Here is a 16,680-nt window from a genome sequence, read left to right as displayed (position 1 = left end):
AAGATGAACAAATTAAATCATTTATGTTTACTGTTAGTCCTCTTATTATTCCCTTTTATTTCAATTTCTGCTCAAGAAATGAATATTTCGGGCGTTGTTATAGACAACGATGGACTAACTATGCCAGGTGTTTCTGTTTCTGTCAAGGGAACAACAACAGGTACTATTACCGATATTGACGGTAAATACAACCTCAATGTACAAAAAGGGGCAACTCTTCTTTTCTCTTTTATCGGATATACGACAAAAGAGGTAAAAGTAGGAAACGAAAACATTTTAAACATTACACTAAACGCCTCTACTATAGGTTTGGATGAAGTAGTTGTTGTCGGTTATGGTACACAATCAAGAAGAACAATCACCTCTGCTATTACAAAAGTAAGTGGTGATGCATTAAAAAATGTTCCAGTAAATACTATTGGTGAAGGTTTAAAAGGAAAAATTGCCGGTGCACGCCTATACTCCAATAACAACACACCTGGGGCTGATGCTACAATCCGCATTCGTGGTGGTTCTTCTATCAATAAAAGCAACGACCCTCTGATCTTAGTTGATGGCGTAGAACGTGCATTCTCGGGTATTAACCCAAATGACATTGAATCTATTGAAGTTTTAAAAGATGCGGCATCCACTGCAATCTATGGTTCAAGAGCTTCTAATGGTGTAATTCTTATCACTACAAAAAAAGGATCAGCCAATCAAGCTCCCCGAATAACATTCGAGGCTAATTTGGCATTACAACAAGCAGAAACATTGTATAATTTCATGAATGCCGAAGATTATATCAATACTGTTCGTCCAGCTGTAGCCTTAGGTCCCAAATCTCACTACAACTTTATGGATGGTTATTCTGCAAGTTCAGGAAATACAGAATCTTCAATCTATTCAACTCGCTACCTCAAAGAAGGGGAAAGCATACCAACTGGATACAAATCCATGCCAGATCCATTAGATCCAACTAAAACACTGATTTTCCAGGATAACAACTTTCAAGACGAAATCTACAAAAACGCACTATGGCAAAACTATTATGTAGGAATTGATGGAGGAAGTGAATCTGTCAGATACAGTGCTAGTGCAGGATACACAGATGACGGGGGAGTCGCTTTAGCTACAGGCTATTCCCGTTTAAGCATGCGGAATAATCTGGATGTAAAAATTAATAGCAAATTGTCTTTTGCAATGGGTTTTGATTATTCTAAAACCAATTCATCTGAATATCCTAACCAGATGAATGTTATATCAAGAGGTCTAGCAACTCCACCGACTCAAAAGAAATATAATGAAGACGGAACACCCACAAAAGGCTATAATGCAACATCTCCTAACCCATTATGGTATCAATATTACAATGACCAAAGCAAAGAGGAAAAACGAATGTCTGCATTTGGAAGACTAACATACCACATTATTGAAGGTCTGAAAGCAGATGTGCAAATGTCTACATATAATCATCATTGGAGAAGTGACAGTTTCGAAAAAGCCAACGAATTCAGTGGTTTACGTACAACCACTGCGCAATTCGGTGAATTAAACAGAAATAAATTGGAAGCCTATGGAACATATAACAAGACAATCAAAGATCATTCTTTCTCTGTTATGGCTGGTTACTCCTATCAGAAAGATAAAAATCAATCAATGGAAGCAACTGTTACAGGTGCCAGTTCCGACAAAGTTCCGACATTAACAGCAGGTCCCAATAAAAAAGACGCAAAAAGTGATTTCACAGAGGATGTCACAATTGGTTATTTCGGCCGATTATCCTATGATTTCCAAAAGAAATATTTGTTTTCTGCCACATTTAGAGAAGATGCATCTTCCCGTTTTGCGACTGGAAATCAATGGGGTTTTTTCCCTGGTGCTTCCGTGGGCTGGGTTATGTCTGACGAATCCTTTATGCAAAATATAAAACCCATTGATAACTTGAAATGGCGTATAAGCTATGGACAAACAGGAAACAATGCAATCGGGCTATATGACGCTTATGGCAAATATTCAACAAATGCCAAATACGATGGAGTTGCAGGAATTATCCCGTCTACTATGCCTAATTTAGGATTAACATGGGAGGTCTCTACACAGTTAGATGCAGGTTTCGATCTATCAATGTTTAACAATCGCTTAAACATCAGCGCAGACTATTTCGACAAAAGAACTGACAACCTATTATTTAGCAAAGAATTACCAAATACTTCTGGCTTTGACAATGTTCAAACTAACATTGGTAAAGTAAAATTCTATGGTTTCGATATCGAAATCAGTTCCACAAACATCGAAACAAAAGATTTCATATGGACATCCAAATTTACATGGAGTTATGTAAAAAATAAAGTTTTAAAACTCCCTGACAACGGACGAGACAAAAATCGTATAGGAGGTATTACTTTGGCAGATGGGACAGCCTTCGGGGGAACAGCAGAGGGGGAACCGTTATATCGTTATTATGGTTATGTAGTTGACCATATTATCGAAACACAAGAACAAGCAGACAATGCGATGTATGATAGTTCCGCAAAAGGTTATCGGCCTTCCGATGGAAAAAATATAGCCGGACGTAAAGAAATCGGTGATTACGAATGGAAAAACCGTGAAGGTAGCCAAACAAAAGACGGAAAAGATTATATTGACAGTCAAGATCAATTCTTGCTTGGTTATACAGTTCCACATTCAACCGGAGGTTTGAACAACAATTTCACCTATAAAAATTTCACTTTGAATATCTTTGTTGATTGGGCTTTAGGCCACTCCATCAATAACAATTCAGAAATGCGTTATTTCATGAATACATTTGCAAACAATTATACACTGATTGATGAAGTGAAACAATGTTGGAAACAGCCGGGCGACAATACAAAATACGCACGTTTTACAGCCAATGATCCGGATGATGGAAATGCTAATTTTAGCCGTACATCGAATGTATTCAACTACAAAGGTGATTACCTCTGCATCCGTGAAATAAGTCTACAATACAATGTTCCAACAAATAAGTTGACAAAACTGGGTATTCAAAATTTGGCTATTACATTAGCAGGAAACAATCTGCATTACTTTACAGCTGTAAAGGGTGTCTCTCCTGAAGTGGGTGCTTCTACGACCTATAATAAGGATTATTACAATTATCCTCCTATCCGTAAATATTCCGTAGGAGTAAAAGTTACTTTCTAATCAAACGATTTCTTAAGTTATAAAAACATTTATATCATGAAAATCAAAACAATATTAGTAATATTATTGGCTGGAACTCTACTTGCTTCATGCCATGGTGATCTGAATATCATCCAGAAAAGTGAAGTATCAGCCAACTCCATGTGGCAAGATGAAGGAGATGCAACTTCTGCCATGTATGGTATGTTTAATAAATTCAGAGCTACATTCAGCACTGGTTACATTTACTGGGGAGAATATAGAACCGGTCTTTGGGCAGACGGTTTAGCCGGACAAACAGCACGTGACCAAGTATATCAAAATCAGATACCAACAAACCACGGTTATGCAAATTGGGCTGATTTATATACAACAATCAACAATGCTAATTTGATTTTAAAATACACACCGGATATTGCGTTCAATAGTGAAGATGCTAAAAATAAGATTTTAGCAAACGCATATTATGTAAGAGCATTTTGCTACTATTGGATTGGGCGTATTTGGGGAGATGCTCCCATATTGCTGGACGGCTTTGAATCGGATCAGCAAGAAGGACTTTTTCCGACGCGTCAACCAGCCGAAGATGTATTCAAACAGGTAGGCGAAGACATCGACAATGCTTTAACTTTGATGCCTACATCTGTAGCAGACAGGAATCTGGCATCATTGGGAGCCATTAATATGTTGAAAGCAGACTACTCTTTATGGATGTATAAAGTACGAAACGCAGGAGAGGTGGCACTCGACAATGCAAACACTGCTGTCCAAGCTGTTTTGAACAACTCAAATTACTCGCTTGAAGAAGATTTCGGCAACATTTTTTACAACGAATTAGGTAACGAGATTATATTTGCGTGGAGTTACATTCAAGATGAATATACAGGTGGATATCCTGGAGATTATCTGGTTCCTTCTCAATATGTTTCTGTCGAAGCAATAGAAAATCCGGTAAAAGTAGGTAGCCATCAACAATGGTGCTTCTATACAGAAGATTACAAAGCTTTACTTTCTGAAAATAAAGAAGATCAAAGAACAATTGTAAGTTTCGAAACTTATTTCGACGAACCGAAAAATGCAACATTTCAATGGATCAATAAATTTGCCGGAACATGGACAAACGGAACACGTATCTTTGATTCAGATATAATCGTATACCGTTATGCTGACGCCATCCTATTTGATGCAGAAATCAAATTAGCAAAAAATGATTTGCCCGGTGCGATTGCTTCACTTAACAAAATTGCTGAACGGGCATACAGTAAAAAGAATTTCTATCCATCTTCCATGGCTGCCAATGACTTGAATGAAGCCATTGTAACAGAAAGAATGAAAGAATTCGCTGCCGAAGGCAAATTATGGTGGGATTTCATCCGTTTAGGAGTTGTATTCAAAAAGGCCCCTTATTTGATTGGACGTGAAAACGAGTTAAATATTTTATTATGGCCCGTAGCTCAAACGTCAATTAATAAGAACCCGAATATCATACAAACTCCGGGATATGATGAATAATTGATACTTATGCATCCGTTAACACATACAACTCTTGTCGGCAACTGGGCAACACTTTTGCTGGCAACAAATAAAAACGGAGAAATAGATTATAAACGCATGGGAGATGAAATAGATATCTTGATAGCATCATCTCCCTGCGGAATCTATTCGAATGGGACAGCAGGAGAGTTTTATACTCAAAATGAAGAAGAATTTATAAAAACAAGCGAATTATTGGCAGAGAAATGTTCTGCTGCCAGTATTCCCTTTCAAATCGGTGTCAGCCACATGAGCCCGCAAATATCTCTAAATCGATTACAAGCTGTCAAGTCTCTAAATCCTGGCGCAGTCCAAGTAATCTTACCAGACTGGTTTCCGGTCACATTGGAAGAGGCTGTCATTTTTTTGCAAAGGATGGAAGAAGCGGCAAACGGAATTCCTATCGTCCTTTACAATCCTCCTCATGCAAAAAAGATACTTTCTCCCCATGATTGGATGTACCTAAAACAACATATACCATCTTTGATCGGCATCAAAGTTTTTGACGGAAACCGGAATCCCGAATGGTATAAACAAATCAGAGAAAAGGTACAAGGATTATCCGTTTTTATTCCAGGCCATAATCTGGCAAGCGGCATACTCTCCGGAGCTCACGGAGCGTATTCCAATATAGCTTGCCTGAATCCTTTTGCTGCTCAAAAATGGTATGAGCAAATAACAGCAAATAAGGATATGGCACTCGAATTGGAAGAGCGTATTCATCTGTTTATGGATAAACTGATAACTCCTTTTATCGTAAAAGAACATTTTCCAAACCATGCCTGTGATCGCTTCATGGCATTAGTAGGAAAATGGGCTGATATAGGTAGTCATTTGAGATGGCCTTATCGTTCGATACCGGAAGAATACGTTATTAAAGTAAGAGAAGAAGGCTATCGTATCATTCCGGAATTTTTCAATCAATAATCTCAAATCAGCTAATAAATCATGAAGAATATAATAGTAACATGCTTTTTCGTTTTGATGCAATTGGGGATTTTAGTCCATGCACAAACAAATACAACAACAGACATTTACCTAAAAAGTCAGGACGGATATGCTTGCTTCCGTATTCCTGCTATCGTCAAAAGCAAAGCGGGAACCCTGCTTGCCTTTGCTGAAGCGCGAAAAAACAGTTGTTCCGATACCGGTAATATTGATTTAGTAGTGAAACGTTCCGAAGACGGAGGTAAGACTTGGAGCCGCATCATTACAGTATGGGACGATGGTGATAATGTATGTGGCAACCCGTCTCCTATCGTAGACCAAGAAACAGGTCGTATCATCTTGGTCAGTTGTTGGAATTTAGGAGAGGATCACGAAAAACAAATCATCGATAAAACAAGTAAAGACAGTCGGAGAGTATATGTTCTTTATTCCGATAACGATGGCAAAAGTTGGTCTACCCCCAAAGAAATCACATCATCTGTCAAACACCCTGATTGGACTTGGTACGCAACAGGCCCCTGTCATGGGATCCAATTACAAGGTAAAAAGAATAAAGGACGGTTAGTAGTTGCCGCCAACCATATGGTGGCAGGGACAAAGACTTATCATTCCCAACTGATTTATTCCGATGATAAAGGCGAGACTTGGAAACTAGGAGGAATTGTCAACGAACATGGAGGAAATGAAAGTAGTGTTGTGGAATTAAAAAATGGATACTTAATGCTAAACATGCGTAATTACAACCGGGAAGAAAGTAAAACCCGTTCGTATGCAATCAGTAAAGATGGTGGAGAAACTGTCTCTCAAATGTCATATCTTCCTGAACTGATCGAGCCTATTTGTCAAGGGAGCACGCTAAATTATATGAAAAAGGGAAAGATCAGCAACAACATTTTATTCTCCAATCCAGCCTCCACGGATAAAAGAGAAAAGATGACAATCAAACTGAGTGAAAATAATGGTAAAACCTGGCCCTATGCCTATCAAGTCTATTCAGGTCCAAGCGCTTATTCAGACCTGACCAATCTGAGAAACGGGAATATCGGACTGTTATATGAATATGGCATAAACAATCCGTATGAAAAAATCGGCTTTATAATAATACCATTCGAACAACTAAAAAAATAAAACAAATGGTATGATTCCACGTACGCAAATTATTGCTTAACCCTAAAAGCACATGAAACAAAAGACTACTTTGACAGCCATTGGGGCATTATTACCTTTTTGCATACAAGCAGAAAATGATGTTAGAAACGTGCTTTTCATAGCCATAGATGACTTGCGCCCGACATTGGGATGTTACGGTGATCCATACGCCGTAACTCCCAATATCGATACATTTGCGACTAAAAGTTTCCTCTTTGAAAACACATACTGCCAGCAATCCGTCAGTGGCCCTTCACGGGCATCCCTACTGACAGGATTGCGTCCGGATGAAATCGGAGTTACCGATCTAAACACCCATTTCAGAGAAAAATGTCCGTATATTACCACTCTGCCGCAACTTTTTAAAAATAACGGATATGAAACTATCGGTATCGGTAAAATCTATCATGGCAGTACCCGGACACAAGATACGATTTCCTGGACCCGCCCCCCCATATACAACTTATCTATTAAGAAAGAAGAATATACGTTGATGCAAAACAGACAAGGGAATAAAGCGGCAACAATTGAAATTGCCGATCAACCGGACACTTCTTTTCTGGATGGCAAAGTTACCGCAGAAGCTCTAAAGAGATTGGATAAATTATCCAAATCCAAGCAGCCTTTCTTTTTGGCAGTCGGGTATATCAAACCTCACCTGCCATTTAGTATGCCGAAAAAATACTGGGATATATACCGGAATAAATCCTTCATCCGAAAAGAGGCAGAAGATAAACAGCCAATACACGCTCCTGTTATTTCCTTCCACAATTGGGAAGAGTTGAGAGGATATACCGACATACCCAAACACGGAAACCTTTCAATAGAAAAGCAGGAAGAACTTTGTAAAGCTTATTATGCATGTGTCAGTTTTATCGACTCACAAGTCGGGAAATTATTGGGTAAGCTCAAAGAACTGGGATTGGAGAAAAATACAATCATTGTCATTTGGGGTGACAACGGCTTCCATCTCGGAGAACAGCACCTATGGGGGAAATCCACAAATTTTGAATTGGATTGCAAAGTTCCTCTACTTATATACAGCCCAGAATATAAAGATGCCCCGAAAAGAATAAACGATATTGTAGAGTTGATTGACATCTATCCGACATTGACCGATTTCTGCGGACTAAAACCTGCACATACATTATCCGGGCAATCCCTTCGTTTTCTGATAGAGAATAAAGTTAACTGGAAGAATCGTGCTTTCAGCCAATTCCCAAGGCCCTATAAAGCGGTAAATTCTTATAAAAACCAGACACACATGGGATACACTGTCCGGACTAAAAACTGGCGTTACACGCTATGGTACGACAATGCGACAAATCATATTACAGACCGAGAACTTTATTGCATGAACGGCAATAAAGCAGAAAAAGAAAATCTAAGCGGAAAAAGAGAATATGTTGACATTGAAAATGAACTACAGCAAATGATTGAAGAGTATAAAAACACTCATAATAAATAAAATTCCATGAATAGAGCATTATTATTTACAATCCTTTCAGGTCTGTCATTCTCCTGTACGAACTATACAGACAACATATCCATGACAGCAGAACATCCGGTACTTCCCATTCTTACCATGAAGGAAGCCAACCCTGTCTTCAAAATTGAACTGATAAGACATCAAACTGGCGATAATTATTCATTACAAAAATTAGAAGTGGACCTTCATGGCACAACAGATATCGACGATATTGAAAGTGTCGGTCTTTATCATACCGATTCCAAAGGAATGATCGATACCAACAAGCCGGTTCTCCAAACAGTATCCGCATCTGAAAAAGTTGTTTTCAATACAGATATTTCAATTGATACGGACACCTTCCCTTTTTGGGTATCCTTTAAGTTAAAAGACAAAGTCGATCTCAGCCATCGCTTTAAAGCAAGCTGTACTAAGATAGAGACAAATGAAGGAGAGATAAAAGTGCCTGTAACAGCTTCATCTGAACTTCGTGCAGGAGTGGCCGTACGCCAGCACAAGCAAGACGGCGTTCACACGTCTCGTATCCCAGGGTTAGCAACATCTACAAAAGGAACATTGTTAGCAATCTATGACGCCCGCTACGAAAGTCCACGCGATTTACAAGGGCATATGGATATTTGTCTGAATCGCAGTACAGACGGAGGGCAAACCTGGCAACCTATGCAAGTAGTCCTGGACATGAAAGATTGGGGAGGATTACCTGAAAAATACAATGGAGTCAGTGATGCCAACATCCTGGTAGATGAAAACACAGGGGATATTTATGTAGCCGGCCTTTGGATGCATGGAGTATTAGATGGAAAAACAGGGGAATGGGTGTCTGGAATGACAAAAGACAGTACCCGCTGGATACACCAATGGCGTGAAAAAGGCTCTCAGCCTGGGTTTGGAGTAAAAGAGACCAGTCAGTTCCTAATTGCAAAAAGTACCGATGACGGTCAAACCTGGAATCCCCCTGTAAACATAACGGAACAAACCAAACGAAAGGAATGGTGGCTATATGCCCCTGCACCGGGACATGGGATTACACTACAAGACGGAACTCTCGTTTTTCCGACACAAGGACGAGATAAAGACGGACACCCATTTTCCAATATCACTTGGAGCAAAGACGGTGGTAAAACCTGGAGCGCCAGCAATCCGGCTTTTACAAATGTAACAGAATGTATGGCCGTACAACTATCCGACGGAAACATCATGCTAAATATGCGTGACAACCGTAACCGGGGAAACAAAGAGGAGAACGGACGGCGTGTCTGCATCACCTCTGACTTAGGGAAAACTTGGACAGAACATCCCACCTCACGAAAAGCATTAATCGAACCGACTTGTATGGGTAGCATACACAAACACACTTATCACAAAGACGGACAAAATAAATCAATCCTGCTTTTCGTCAACCCGGAATCCTATTCGGAGCGTAATCATATCACACTGAAGATTAGCTATGACGATGGAAAGACCTGGCCTGAAAACAAGAAAATCCTATTGGATGAATATAACGGACGCGGCTATTCCTGCATAACCTCTGTAAATGAAAACACAATCGGTATTTTATATGAAAGCAGTCAAGCCGATATGGTCTTTCAACAAATCAAATTGGAAGAATTACTGCCCTAAACCGGAAAGGCCCTGTATCCAAGGTTCGAAATCTCTTGGATACAGGGCCTTTTTATTATTCAGATATCTCCTTACTCCCACTCCGGCGGTTCCTGCCCCAGCAAATTCTTGACGAAGAAATCGTGCATTTTGTGCATTTCAAACGGACCGCCGAGGCTGTGCGTCTTGCCTGGTAGATAAAGCTGTTCGAAATTCTTGTTTGCTTTCATCAAGGCACTAACAACCTGCAAGGTGGAAGCCGGATCGACGTTGTCATCCAGTTCACCGTTGATCAGGAGCAACTTGCCTTTCAGACGGTAAGCATTGTCAACATTGGAGGAGGTGCTATAAGAGGCGTCGATCGGATAGCCCATCCACTGTTCGTTCCACCAGATTTTATCCATCCGGTTGTCATGGCAACCGCAAAGGGCGACTGCAACCTTATAAAAATCGTTATGGAACAGCAAAGCAGCCATCGCATTCTGACCTCCAGCCGACCAGCCATAGATGCCGACACGATTCAAATCCATATACTTGTATTTCGCACCTGCCGCTTTCATCCAAGCGATACGATCCGGGAAACCGGCATCTTTTAGGTTCTTCCAACATACATCATGGAAAGCTTTCGAGCGGTTGGACGTCCCCATACCGTCGATCGAAACGACGATAAAGCCGAGTTCTACCAATTTGGAGACCAGATGATGGGCCGGTTTGAAGTCCTTATCCACATGCGAATCATGCGGACCGGCATAAATAAACTCTACGACCGGATAAGATTTGGAAGCATCAAAGTGCATTGGGCGATAAATGTTCCCCCAAATATCCGTCTGCCCGTCCCGGCCTTTCGCGCAGAACACTTCCGGCATTTGCCAGCCTTCCGCCTGCAACGCACTCACATCGCACCTCTGTAATCCGGCCACCACAGACACATCCGAAGTCCGCTTCAACTGACTGACAGGCGGCAGGTCGGGACGAGAATAGACATCGGTAAAATAAGAACGGTCGGCAGAGAAAGTCACACGGTGGTTCCCGTTCTCAGGAGTCATATCGGTAAAGCCTGTTCCATCCAAGTTAATCCGGCAGTAATGCAGGTTATAAGGATCTTCGCCTTTATTAAAGCCCGAAGCGGTGAAATAGACAACCCGGTTCGTCTCATCCACATAATCGACCTGACGGAGCACCCATTCACCCTTTGTCACCTGTCGTTTCACCTGCCCGCTCGTACCATCTATCAGGTAAAGATGACGCCATCCGTCCCGTTCGGAAATCCAAAGCAATTCTTTTCCGTCATCCAGATCATACCGATAGTTGTTATAATAATAGATGAAAGTCTTCGTCTGCTCATCCACCAAATGACGGATAGAACCGTCGGCAGCACTCACTTCGCCAATGACATAACGCTGATGCCCGCGCTGGTTGAACTCGAACGTGAACGCGCGGCTGTCTTCGCGCCAACCGGTCAGGTTCAGATAGAACTGATTTTCATAAGGAGTGACATTCAACGCCATTTGCTTGCGCGCCTCCACATCGAAGAGCACCGGCAGGTAAACAGGCAATACATCCCCCGGCTTCGCATAGTCGCGCCATTGCAGGATCGGCTGCTTCTGGCTAGACGGGCTGGATTCGATCAGCGGAATGCGGCGTTCCTGCACGTCGCGCACTTTCACGGTTGCCAGCTTCCGGGAGTCGGGCGACCAGATGATCGACCAACCGTCATAACGCAGATTCGCCGTGCCATCCATCGTCAAGGCAATCTCTTCCTTTGGTTTATCTTTCTCCTTCTCATCCCAGAGGGGCGAGAGATAGAGATTATTATCTTTCACATACGCTTCCCACTTCTTATCGGGCGAGACAACAGGAACCGGAGCCTCTTCGCGACGACGCCAGCGATCCGGCCTCTTCTCTTCCTCTTTCAGCAGGGATTCGGCCAGTTTCTTTTGCTTTTTGGAGAAGAATGCCGCCAATCCTTTCTTATCCGCAGCACGCTGTTTCTTTCCACTCTCCGCATTGACGAGATAGTAGAAATCTCCTTCCTTCTCATGATTCTTATACCAAAAATAGTGTGAACTGTCTATCCATTCGGGATGGATAGCAGGAGAATAAACCCGGTCGGAGCATTTCAGGATCGTGTCAGCACGCTCGTAATCGGCACGCGTCACCTGCGAAGCGGCACTTTCCGCACCGAATGCCATAGTTAGCAGACACAAAAGAGAACATAAAAACATTGGTTTCATAATAATCTATGATTTAATTTTTAATTTTCAATTTTCAATTTCCCAACCACCAGTCGATCATCTTCCGTGCCAAGCTCAGCTTGTGCGGTATTTCCGGCAGGTTATCTTTCGAGAAGAAGGAACCGGAACTCAACTCTTCGTCCTGCAATTTGATCTCCCCGCTGACATAATCGGCTATAAAACCGATCATCAGGTTGCTCGGATACGGCCACGGCTGGTTGCCAAAATAAGTGATATTCCTGATCGTCAATCCTGTTTCCTCCCACACTTCACGTTCCACGCATTGTTCCAACGTCTCCCCCGTTTCCAGGAAGCCGGCCACAAGCCCATGAAACGTTCCCCGGAAGTTACGCGCATGCACCAACAGGATTTCCTCACCTTTCCGGATCAAGACCAGTACGGCAGGCGATACCGACGGGAACATCTCATTGCCGCAATGAGGGCATTTCTTCATGATCGGCCCTTTCAGTTCCGTCGGCGTCCCGCAGACAGGACAAAACCGGCTGTGTTGATCCCAATAGACAATCTCATACGCTTTCCCCGCCTGATCATAGGAGTAACGGTCGATATGATCATAGGAAGCGCGGAGTCCCATAGGCATGAAAACATCCGTCTCTTCCAGGGGCGCATCGGTAAAAGCCGCCATCGCCATTGTCCCGTCCTGCATCTCGACCGGAAGCGAGCGGGCAACCGTCACAGGCGCTTCGTCCGTACAAGGGATTACATAGCCTTCAGCTTTCTTTTGCAGTAGAAGTTGGTCATTGTAGAAGACGTACCAATACAAAGACGCGTTATTTGTCTTTTCCATATATCTGATTCTTTAGAACACCACAAACATACGGAAAAAATGGAATTATCCTCGCACTTGCAATATATATAGTGACGCATAAAACATGAAGAGGTATGGTTATAATAACCAATTAAGAACTTATACTATATGAATTAAGAAGAAGTACCGTATTATTTAGCCCTTTTCCTTCTACTTATAAGTTGTCCGCTTGGCGGCGAACGATCGTTCTCTTGCAAGCGGACAACCGTTCGCCGCCAAGCGAACGATTTATGGGTTAAGATAAGCGTGCTAATATATACAGAAGAACGGGGTAAAAGATACAGATGCTTATGATAAACCGTGCGCATCCGAACTCCTTTTGTGCGTATATGCACGATCATCAAACCCGGCACAACAGATAACATCTTATCTACAAGTTTTTTACGATTATGGCACGACTTTTGTCACATTTCTCGTAAACAAATCAGTTAAAGACCATGATTAAAACAGTTGCATTAGAAAAGATCTTCCGCACGGAAGAGGTAGAGACGTTGGCTCTTAATAAAGTAAGCATAGAGGTGAAGGAAGGGGAATTCGTAGCCATTATGGGCCCTTCCGGTTGTGGAAAATCAACGTTGTTGAATATCTTAGGATTGCTCGACAACCCGACCAGCGGAGAATATTACCTGAACGGGATCGAAGTATCCCGATATACGGAAGCCCAGCGGACGAAACTGCGCAAAGGGATTATCGGGTTCGTCTTCCAAAGTTTCAATCTGATCGACGAGTTGAATGTATACGAGAATATAGAACTTCCTTTGCTCTACATGGGTGTATCGGCTGCCGAGCGAAAGAAAAAGGTACAGGAAGCAATGGAACGGATGGCGATCGTGCACCGCGAAAAGCATTTCCCGCAGCAGTTGTCCGGCGGCCAGCAACAGCGTGTCGCCATTGCCCGCGCCGTAGTGGCCAACCCGAAGCTGATCCTCGCCGACGAACCGACCGGTAACCTGGACAGTAAAAACGGACAGGAAGTGATGAACCTGCTCAGCGAACTGAACAAGGAAGGGACGACGATCGTCATGGTGACGCACAGCCAGCACGATGCCGGGTTTGCCTCCCGCACCATCAACCTGTTCGACGGACAGGTGGTAACGGAGACGTTGATCTAAGTCTTAAATGTTATAAAAGGGAAAGAATGGGCCGTAACGTATCAAGATATGTTACGGCTTACGAAATTATCGTACCCCGCATGATTCCAAATCAAATAAACTTGTATATTGCCGGCACTAATCATAAATCGAATTGCTTATGAAGACACTTGCATGGTTGTTTGGAATCTTTGTCTGCGCTTCTTCCGCTTACGGGCAAAAGACCGTTACGATCGAAGGAGACATACGGAATATGCCGGATACCGTCAGATTTTTTTGCGCAGAGATGAAAGGAAACGGGATGGATGTACGACCGGAAGATCAGGAAAAAATGGTGAACGGTAAATTCAAATTCACCAGGGAAGCCGACAGGACGACCAAGATGTACATATCCCTCAACAACACCGGCTACACCGTATGGGTGAAGCCCGGAGCGAACATCAAAATCACCGGAGAAGCCCCTTATGTGCAGAACTGGCTGGCGGAAAGCGACATTCCAATCCCCGAACAAGTCGAACTGAACCGCTTCCGGGAGGCTACACGGGAGGAAAACATACGCATCCACGACTTAACGGCAGAGTGTATGAAACTGCTCCCCAAGATCAGAGCGAAAGATTCGGTCGCCAAACAGAAATTTGCTTCGATCAGGCAGACGGTGAATAGCATACATGACGAGATTATCCTGCAAAAAGAGTTGCTGCTCATGCTGGACTATCCGATTACCGATGCCGGTCTGGAAGAACTGAGAGACGCTGCCAAGAGTTGCCAAGCGGGAAAGTTGAAGGATAAAGCGTTAGTCGTATCTGTCTACAGCAAGCTGACGGACGAACAAAGACAATCCCGGTTGGGGGAAGAGATAACTTCCTTGTTGTCTATCTCCTCGACAGTTCAGGAAGGAGACAAGATCGCGGATGTCGAACTGAAAGACATCAAAGGGAACATCCACCATCTTTCCGACTATAAAGGGAAATACATCATCCTTGATTTCTGGAGCCGATACTGTGGCCCTTGCCTCGATGCGTTTCCTTTACTAAAGGAAATTGCGGAAAAATATAAAGAGAAAATTGTCGTTATCAGCCTGTCTGTAGATCCAGAAGCGGTTTGGAAAAAGACAGAAGTCAAAGAATCGGCAGACAACTGGCTGCAACTGTCCGATGGACTGGGCATGAGTGGCATAGCGGCTCATTACGGGGTACATGCGCTTCCTTCGTTTATCTATATTTCACCGGAAAGCACCGTCCTGAAAGCCGGACAAGGGTATAAATTCTTGTCGGAAGATATCCGTACATTTATAAAAGACAAATAACCTAATTCAAATGAATATGAAACACGGACTTTACTTATTTATCCCGGAGTTGATAAGCAACGATCCGTAGCTGCTGTATGACGGCTCTTTCACTTATCTGATCTCCTACCTGAAATATACGAACTTTACCGGAGAAGACAGGCCCGCATACGGGATGTGAAAGACGGAACCGTATTCTTCCTGAAACAATTCAGCACGCAGCGGATTATAAATCAAAGATCCAACTGGTTAATGAGCATGGCAGGAAATACGACTTAAAAAACTCTATTTACCAAAGACCATATATAATTGTAAGTTTTCAGCACATAGACATTAACGCACAGTATGAATAAAAAGCCGGAAACAATATACACCATTTGCAAATACAGATGGTCGGCAATAATTGGGTCCAACCCCAAAAGCCGCTTTATACCGCCTAACAGAATGATGGTAAAGGGATGGACCAAATATATTTCATATCCTTCATTAGAATATATATTAATATAACGACGAACCATTGCAGATCTGTCATATAAGAAAACTAATCCCTTTTTCATATAAATTCCACCTATTCCTAAAACAGCCATTCCGTATGAGGCAAACAATAAGTTTGGCGGAAATTTATTAGCTTGCAGATCAAAAGGGACTCTTTCAACTCCGAAAGCATAAATCAAATATCCTACGGCAGCTATTACACAAACAACAATTTGCCAGCCTAACTTCTTCTTATAATACAATCCCCATATCGTAAAAAACAGATAGACTATTACAGTTTGAAGCAACTCTGGATAATAAGCTTTGAACAATAGCAACAATACCAAAACGACACTGAAAAGGATAAAAGGTATATTACACCGGCGAATCATCCGGCATAAAAAGGGAAGACAAAGAGATATGATCAAGTAAGGCGGAATAAACCAAATATGATCAAATAATCGATATTCTACCGTAGGGGTAAAGAACACATAAGATATAAAGTCATTCAACGGTATTATCTCTCCCGACTTCCAATAATGATACACAACAGCCGGAAAACAAACCAATGCATACTTCCAGTAAGGGATCGCGACTCTTTTTATCCGGCCCTTCAAATAAGTCCGAAACGGTTTTTCCAATGACAGGGAAAATGAGGCTCCTACTATATAAAACACGGTTGCCATTGCAAAGAATATCCCGGTAATCCAGCTTCCTTCAAATATGCCGACCTTGACACCTTCCCACCATATCAAATGACAAAAACAGGTGATATAGATCATTATAGCCCCTCTGTATATATCCAGATTCCGATCTCTCATGTTCTATTTGTTTCCTATAAGCATTGAAGGTTACAAAGATACTTTTTCCTTTTAATAAAAAAGAGTAATATTGCATACTAA

11 protein-coding genes are annotated in these 16,680 nt (G+C 42.2%); 8 read left to right on the top strand and 3 right to left on the bottom strand.

Annotated elements, in window-relative coordinates; genetic code table 11:
- Window positions 1–3 precede the first annotated feature (3 nt).
- Genes NQ542_RS16430 through NQ542_RS16405 form a run of 6 tightly spaced genes read left to right on the top strand, consistent with a single transcriptional unit; the run spans window position 4 to window position 9,886 of the window.
- Window positions 4–3,168 carry a SusC/RagA family TonB-linked outer membrane protein gene (locus tag NQ542_RS16430; RefSeq protein ID WP_005637692.1) on the top strand — a complete coding sequence of 1,055 codons (3,165 nt, stop codon included), beginning with the start codon at window positions 4–6 and terminating at the stop codon, window positions 3,166–3,168.
- A 36-nt stretch (window positions 3,169–3,204) separates the two neighbouring features.
- On the top strand, window positions 3,205–4,659 hold the full coding sequence (locus tag NQ542_RS16425; RefSeq protein ID WP_005637694.1) for a RagB/SusD family nutrient uptake outer membrane protein: 1,455 nt from the start codon (window positions 3,205–3,207) through the stop codon (window positions 4,657–4,659).
- A gap of 9 nt (window positions 4,660–4,668) precedes the next feature.
- Entirely contained in the window at window positions 4,669–5,607 is a 939-nt protein-coding gene (locus tag NQ542_RS16420) for a dihydrodipicolinate synthase family protein (protein ID WP_005637696.1), read from the top strand.
- 21 nt (window positions 5,608–5,628) lie between these two features.
- A complete protein-coding gene (locus NQ542_RS16415) occupies window positions 5,629–6,756 on the top strand; it encodes a sialidase family protein (protein ID WP_005637697.1) in 1,128 nt (375 codons plus the stop codon).
- 52 nt (window positions 6,757–6,808) lie between these two features.
- Entirely contained in the window at window positions 6,809–8,245 is a 1,437-nt protein-coding gene (locus NQ542_RS16410) for a sulfatase (RefSeq protein ID WP_005637699.1), read from the top strand.
- Window positions 8,246–8,251: 6 nt separating this feature from the next.
- Window positions 8,252–9,886, top strand: coding sequence for a sialidase family protein (locus NQ542_RS16405; protein WP_005650665.1), 1,635 nt, complete (start codon window positions 8,252–8,254; stop codon window positions 9,884–9,886).
- A 71-nt stretch (window positions 9,887–9,957) separates the two neighbouring features.
- Here NQ542_RS16405 and NQ542_RS16400 read toward each other — a convergent pair whose 3' ends face one another.
- Together NQ542_RS16400 and nudC are read right to left on the bottom strand one after the other, a co-directional pair.
- Entirely contained in the window at window positions 9,958–12,099 is a 2,142-nt protein-coding gene (locus NQ542_RS16400; RefSeq protein WP_005650667.1) for a S9 family peptidase, read from the bottom strand.
- 34 nt (window positions 12,100–12,133) lie between these two features.
- Window positions 12,134–12,907, bottom strand: a complete 774-nt coding sequence (gene nudC, locus NQ542_RS16395) for an NAD(+) diphosphatase (protein WP_005637704.1) — start codon at window positions 12,905–12,907, stop codon at window positions 12,134–12,136.
- Window positions 12,908–13,365: 458 nt separating this feature from the next.
- Here nudC and NQ542_RS16390 point away from each other — a divergent pair, with 458 nt between their 5' ends.
- Both NQ542_RS16390 and NQ542_RS16385 read left to right on the top strand, forming a co-directional pair.
- Window positions 13,366–14,040 carry an ABC transporter ATP-binding protein gene (locus NQ542_RS16390; RefSeq protein ID WP_005637705.1) on the top strand — a complete coding sequence of 225 codons (675 nt, stop codon included), beginning with the start codon at window positions 13,366–13,368 and terminating at the stop codon, window positions 14,038–14,040.
- Between the two features lie 139 nt (window positions 14,041–14,179).
- The gene (locus tag NQ542_RS16385; protein WP_005637707.1) at window positions 14,180–15,325 is read left to right on the top strand and encodes a TlpA disulfide reductase family protein; all 1,146 of its coding nucleotides are present in this window, start codon (window positions 14,180–14,182) and stop codon (window positions 15,323–15,325) included.
- A gap of 254 nt (window positions 15,326–15,579) precedes the next feature.
- Here the strand turns inward: NQ542_RS16385 and NQ542_RS16380 are convergent, their stop codons facing one another.
- On the bottom strand, window positions 15,580–16,560 hold the full coding sequence (locus NQ542_RS16380) for an acyltransferase family protein (protein ID WP_229055966.1): 981 nt from the start codon (window positions 16,558–16,560) through the stop codon (window positions 15,580–15,582).
- Between the last annotated feature and the right edge of the window lie 120 nt (window positions 16,561–16,680).

It is taken from the genome of Parabacteroides merdae ATCC 43184 (assembly GCF_025151215.1).
GTDB classification, from domain to species: Bacteria; Bacteroidota; Bacteroidia; order Bacteroidales; family Tannerellaceae; genus Parabacteroides; species Parabacteroides merdae.
This window is presented reverse-complemented; position numbering and strand designations above follow the sequence as displayed.

Bases quoted from the DNA above. Each gene is read 5' to 3' on its own strand.
- NQ542_RS16430 (WP_005637692.1), top strand. From the start codon at position 4: ATGAACAAATTAAATCATTTATGTTTACTGTTAGTCCTCTTATTATTC.
- NQ542_RS16420 (WP_005637696.1), top strand. From the start codon at position 4,669: ATGCATCCGTTAACACATACAACTCTTGTCGGCAACTGGGCAACACTT.
- nudC (WP_005637704.1), bottom strand. From the start codon at position 12,907: ATGGAAAAGACAAATAACGCGTCTTTGTATTGGTACGTCTTCTACAAT.
- NQ542_RS16405 (WP_005650665.1), top strand. From the start codon at position 8,252: ATGAATAGAGCATTATTATTTACAATCCTTTCAGGTCTGTCATTCTCC.
- NQ542_RS16410 (WP_005637699.1), top strand. From the start codon at position 6,809: ATGAAACAAAAGACTACTTTGACAGCCATTGGGGCATTATTACCTTTT.
- NQ542_RS16385 (WP_005637707.1), top strand. From the start codon at position 14,180: ATGAAGACACTTGCATGGTTGTTTGGAATCTTTGTCTGCGCTTCTTCC.
- NQ542_RS16425 (WP_005637694.1), top strand. From the start codon at position 3,205: ATGAAAATCAAAACAATATTAGTAATATTATTGGCTGGAACTCTACTT.
- NQ542_RS16400 (WP_005650667.1), bottom strand. From the start codon at position 12,099: ATGAAACCAATGTTTTTATGTTCTCTTTTGTGTCTGCTAACTATGGCA.
- NQ542_RS16390 (WP_005637705.1), top strand. From the start codon at position 13,366: ATGATTAAAACAGTTGCATTAGAAAAGATCTTCCGCACGGAAGAGGTA.
- NQ542_RS16415 (WP_005637697.1), top strand. From the start codon at position 5,629: ATGAAGAATATAATAGTAACATGCTTTTTCGTTTTGATGCAATTGGGG.
- NQ542_RS16380 (WP_229055966.1), bottom strand. From the start codon at position 16,560: ATGATCTATATCACCTGTTTTTGTCATTTGATATGGTGGGAAGGTGTC.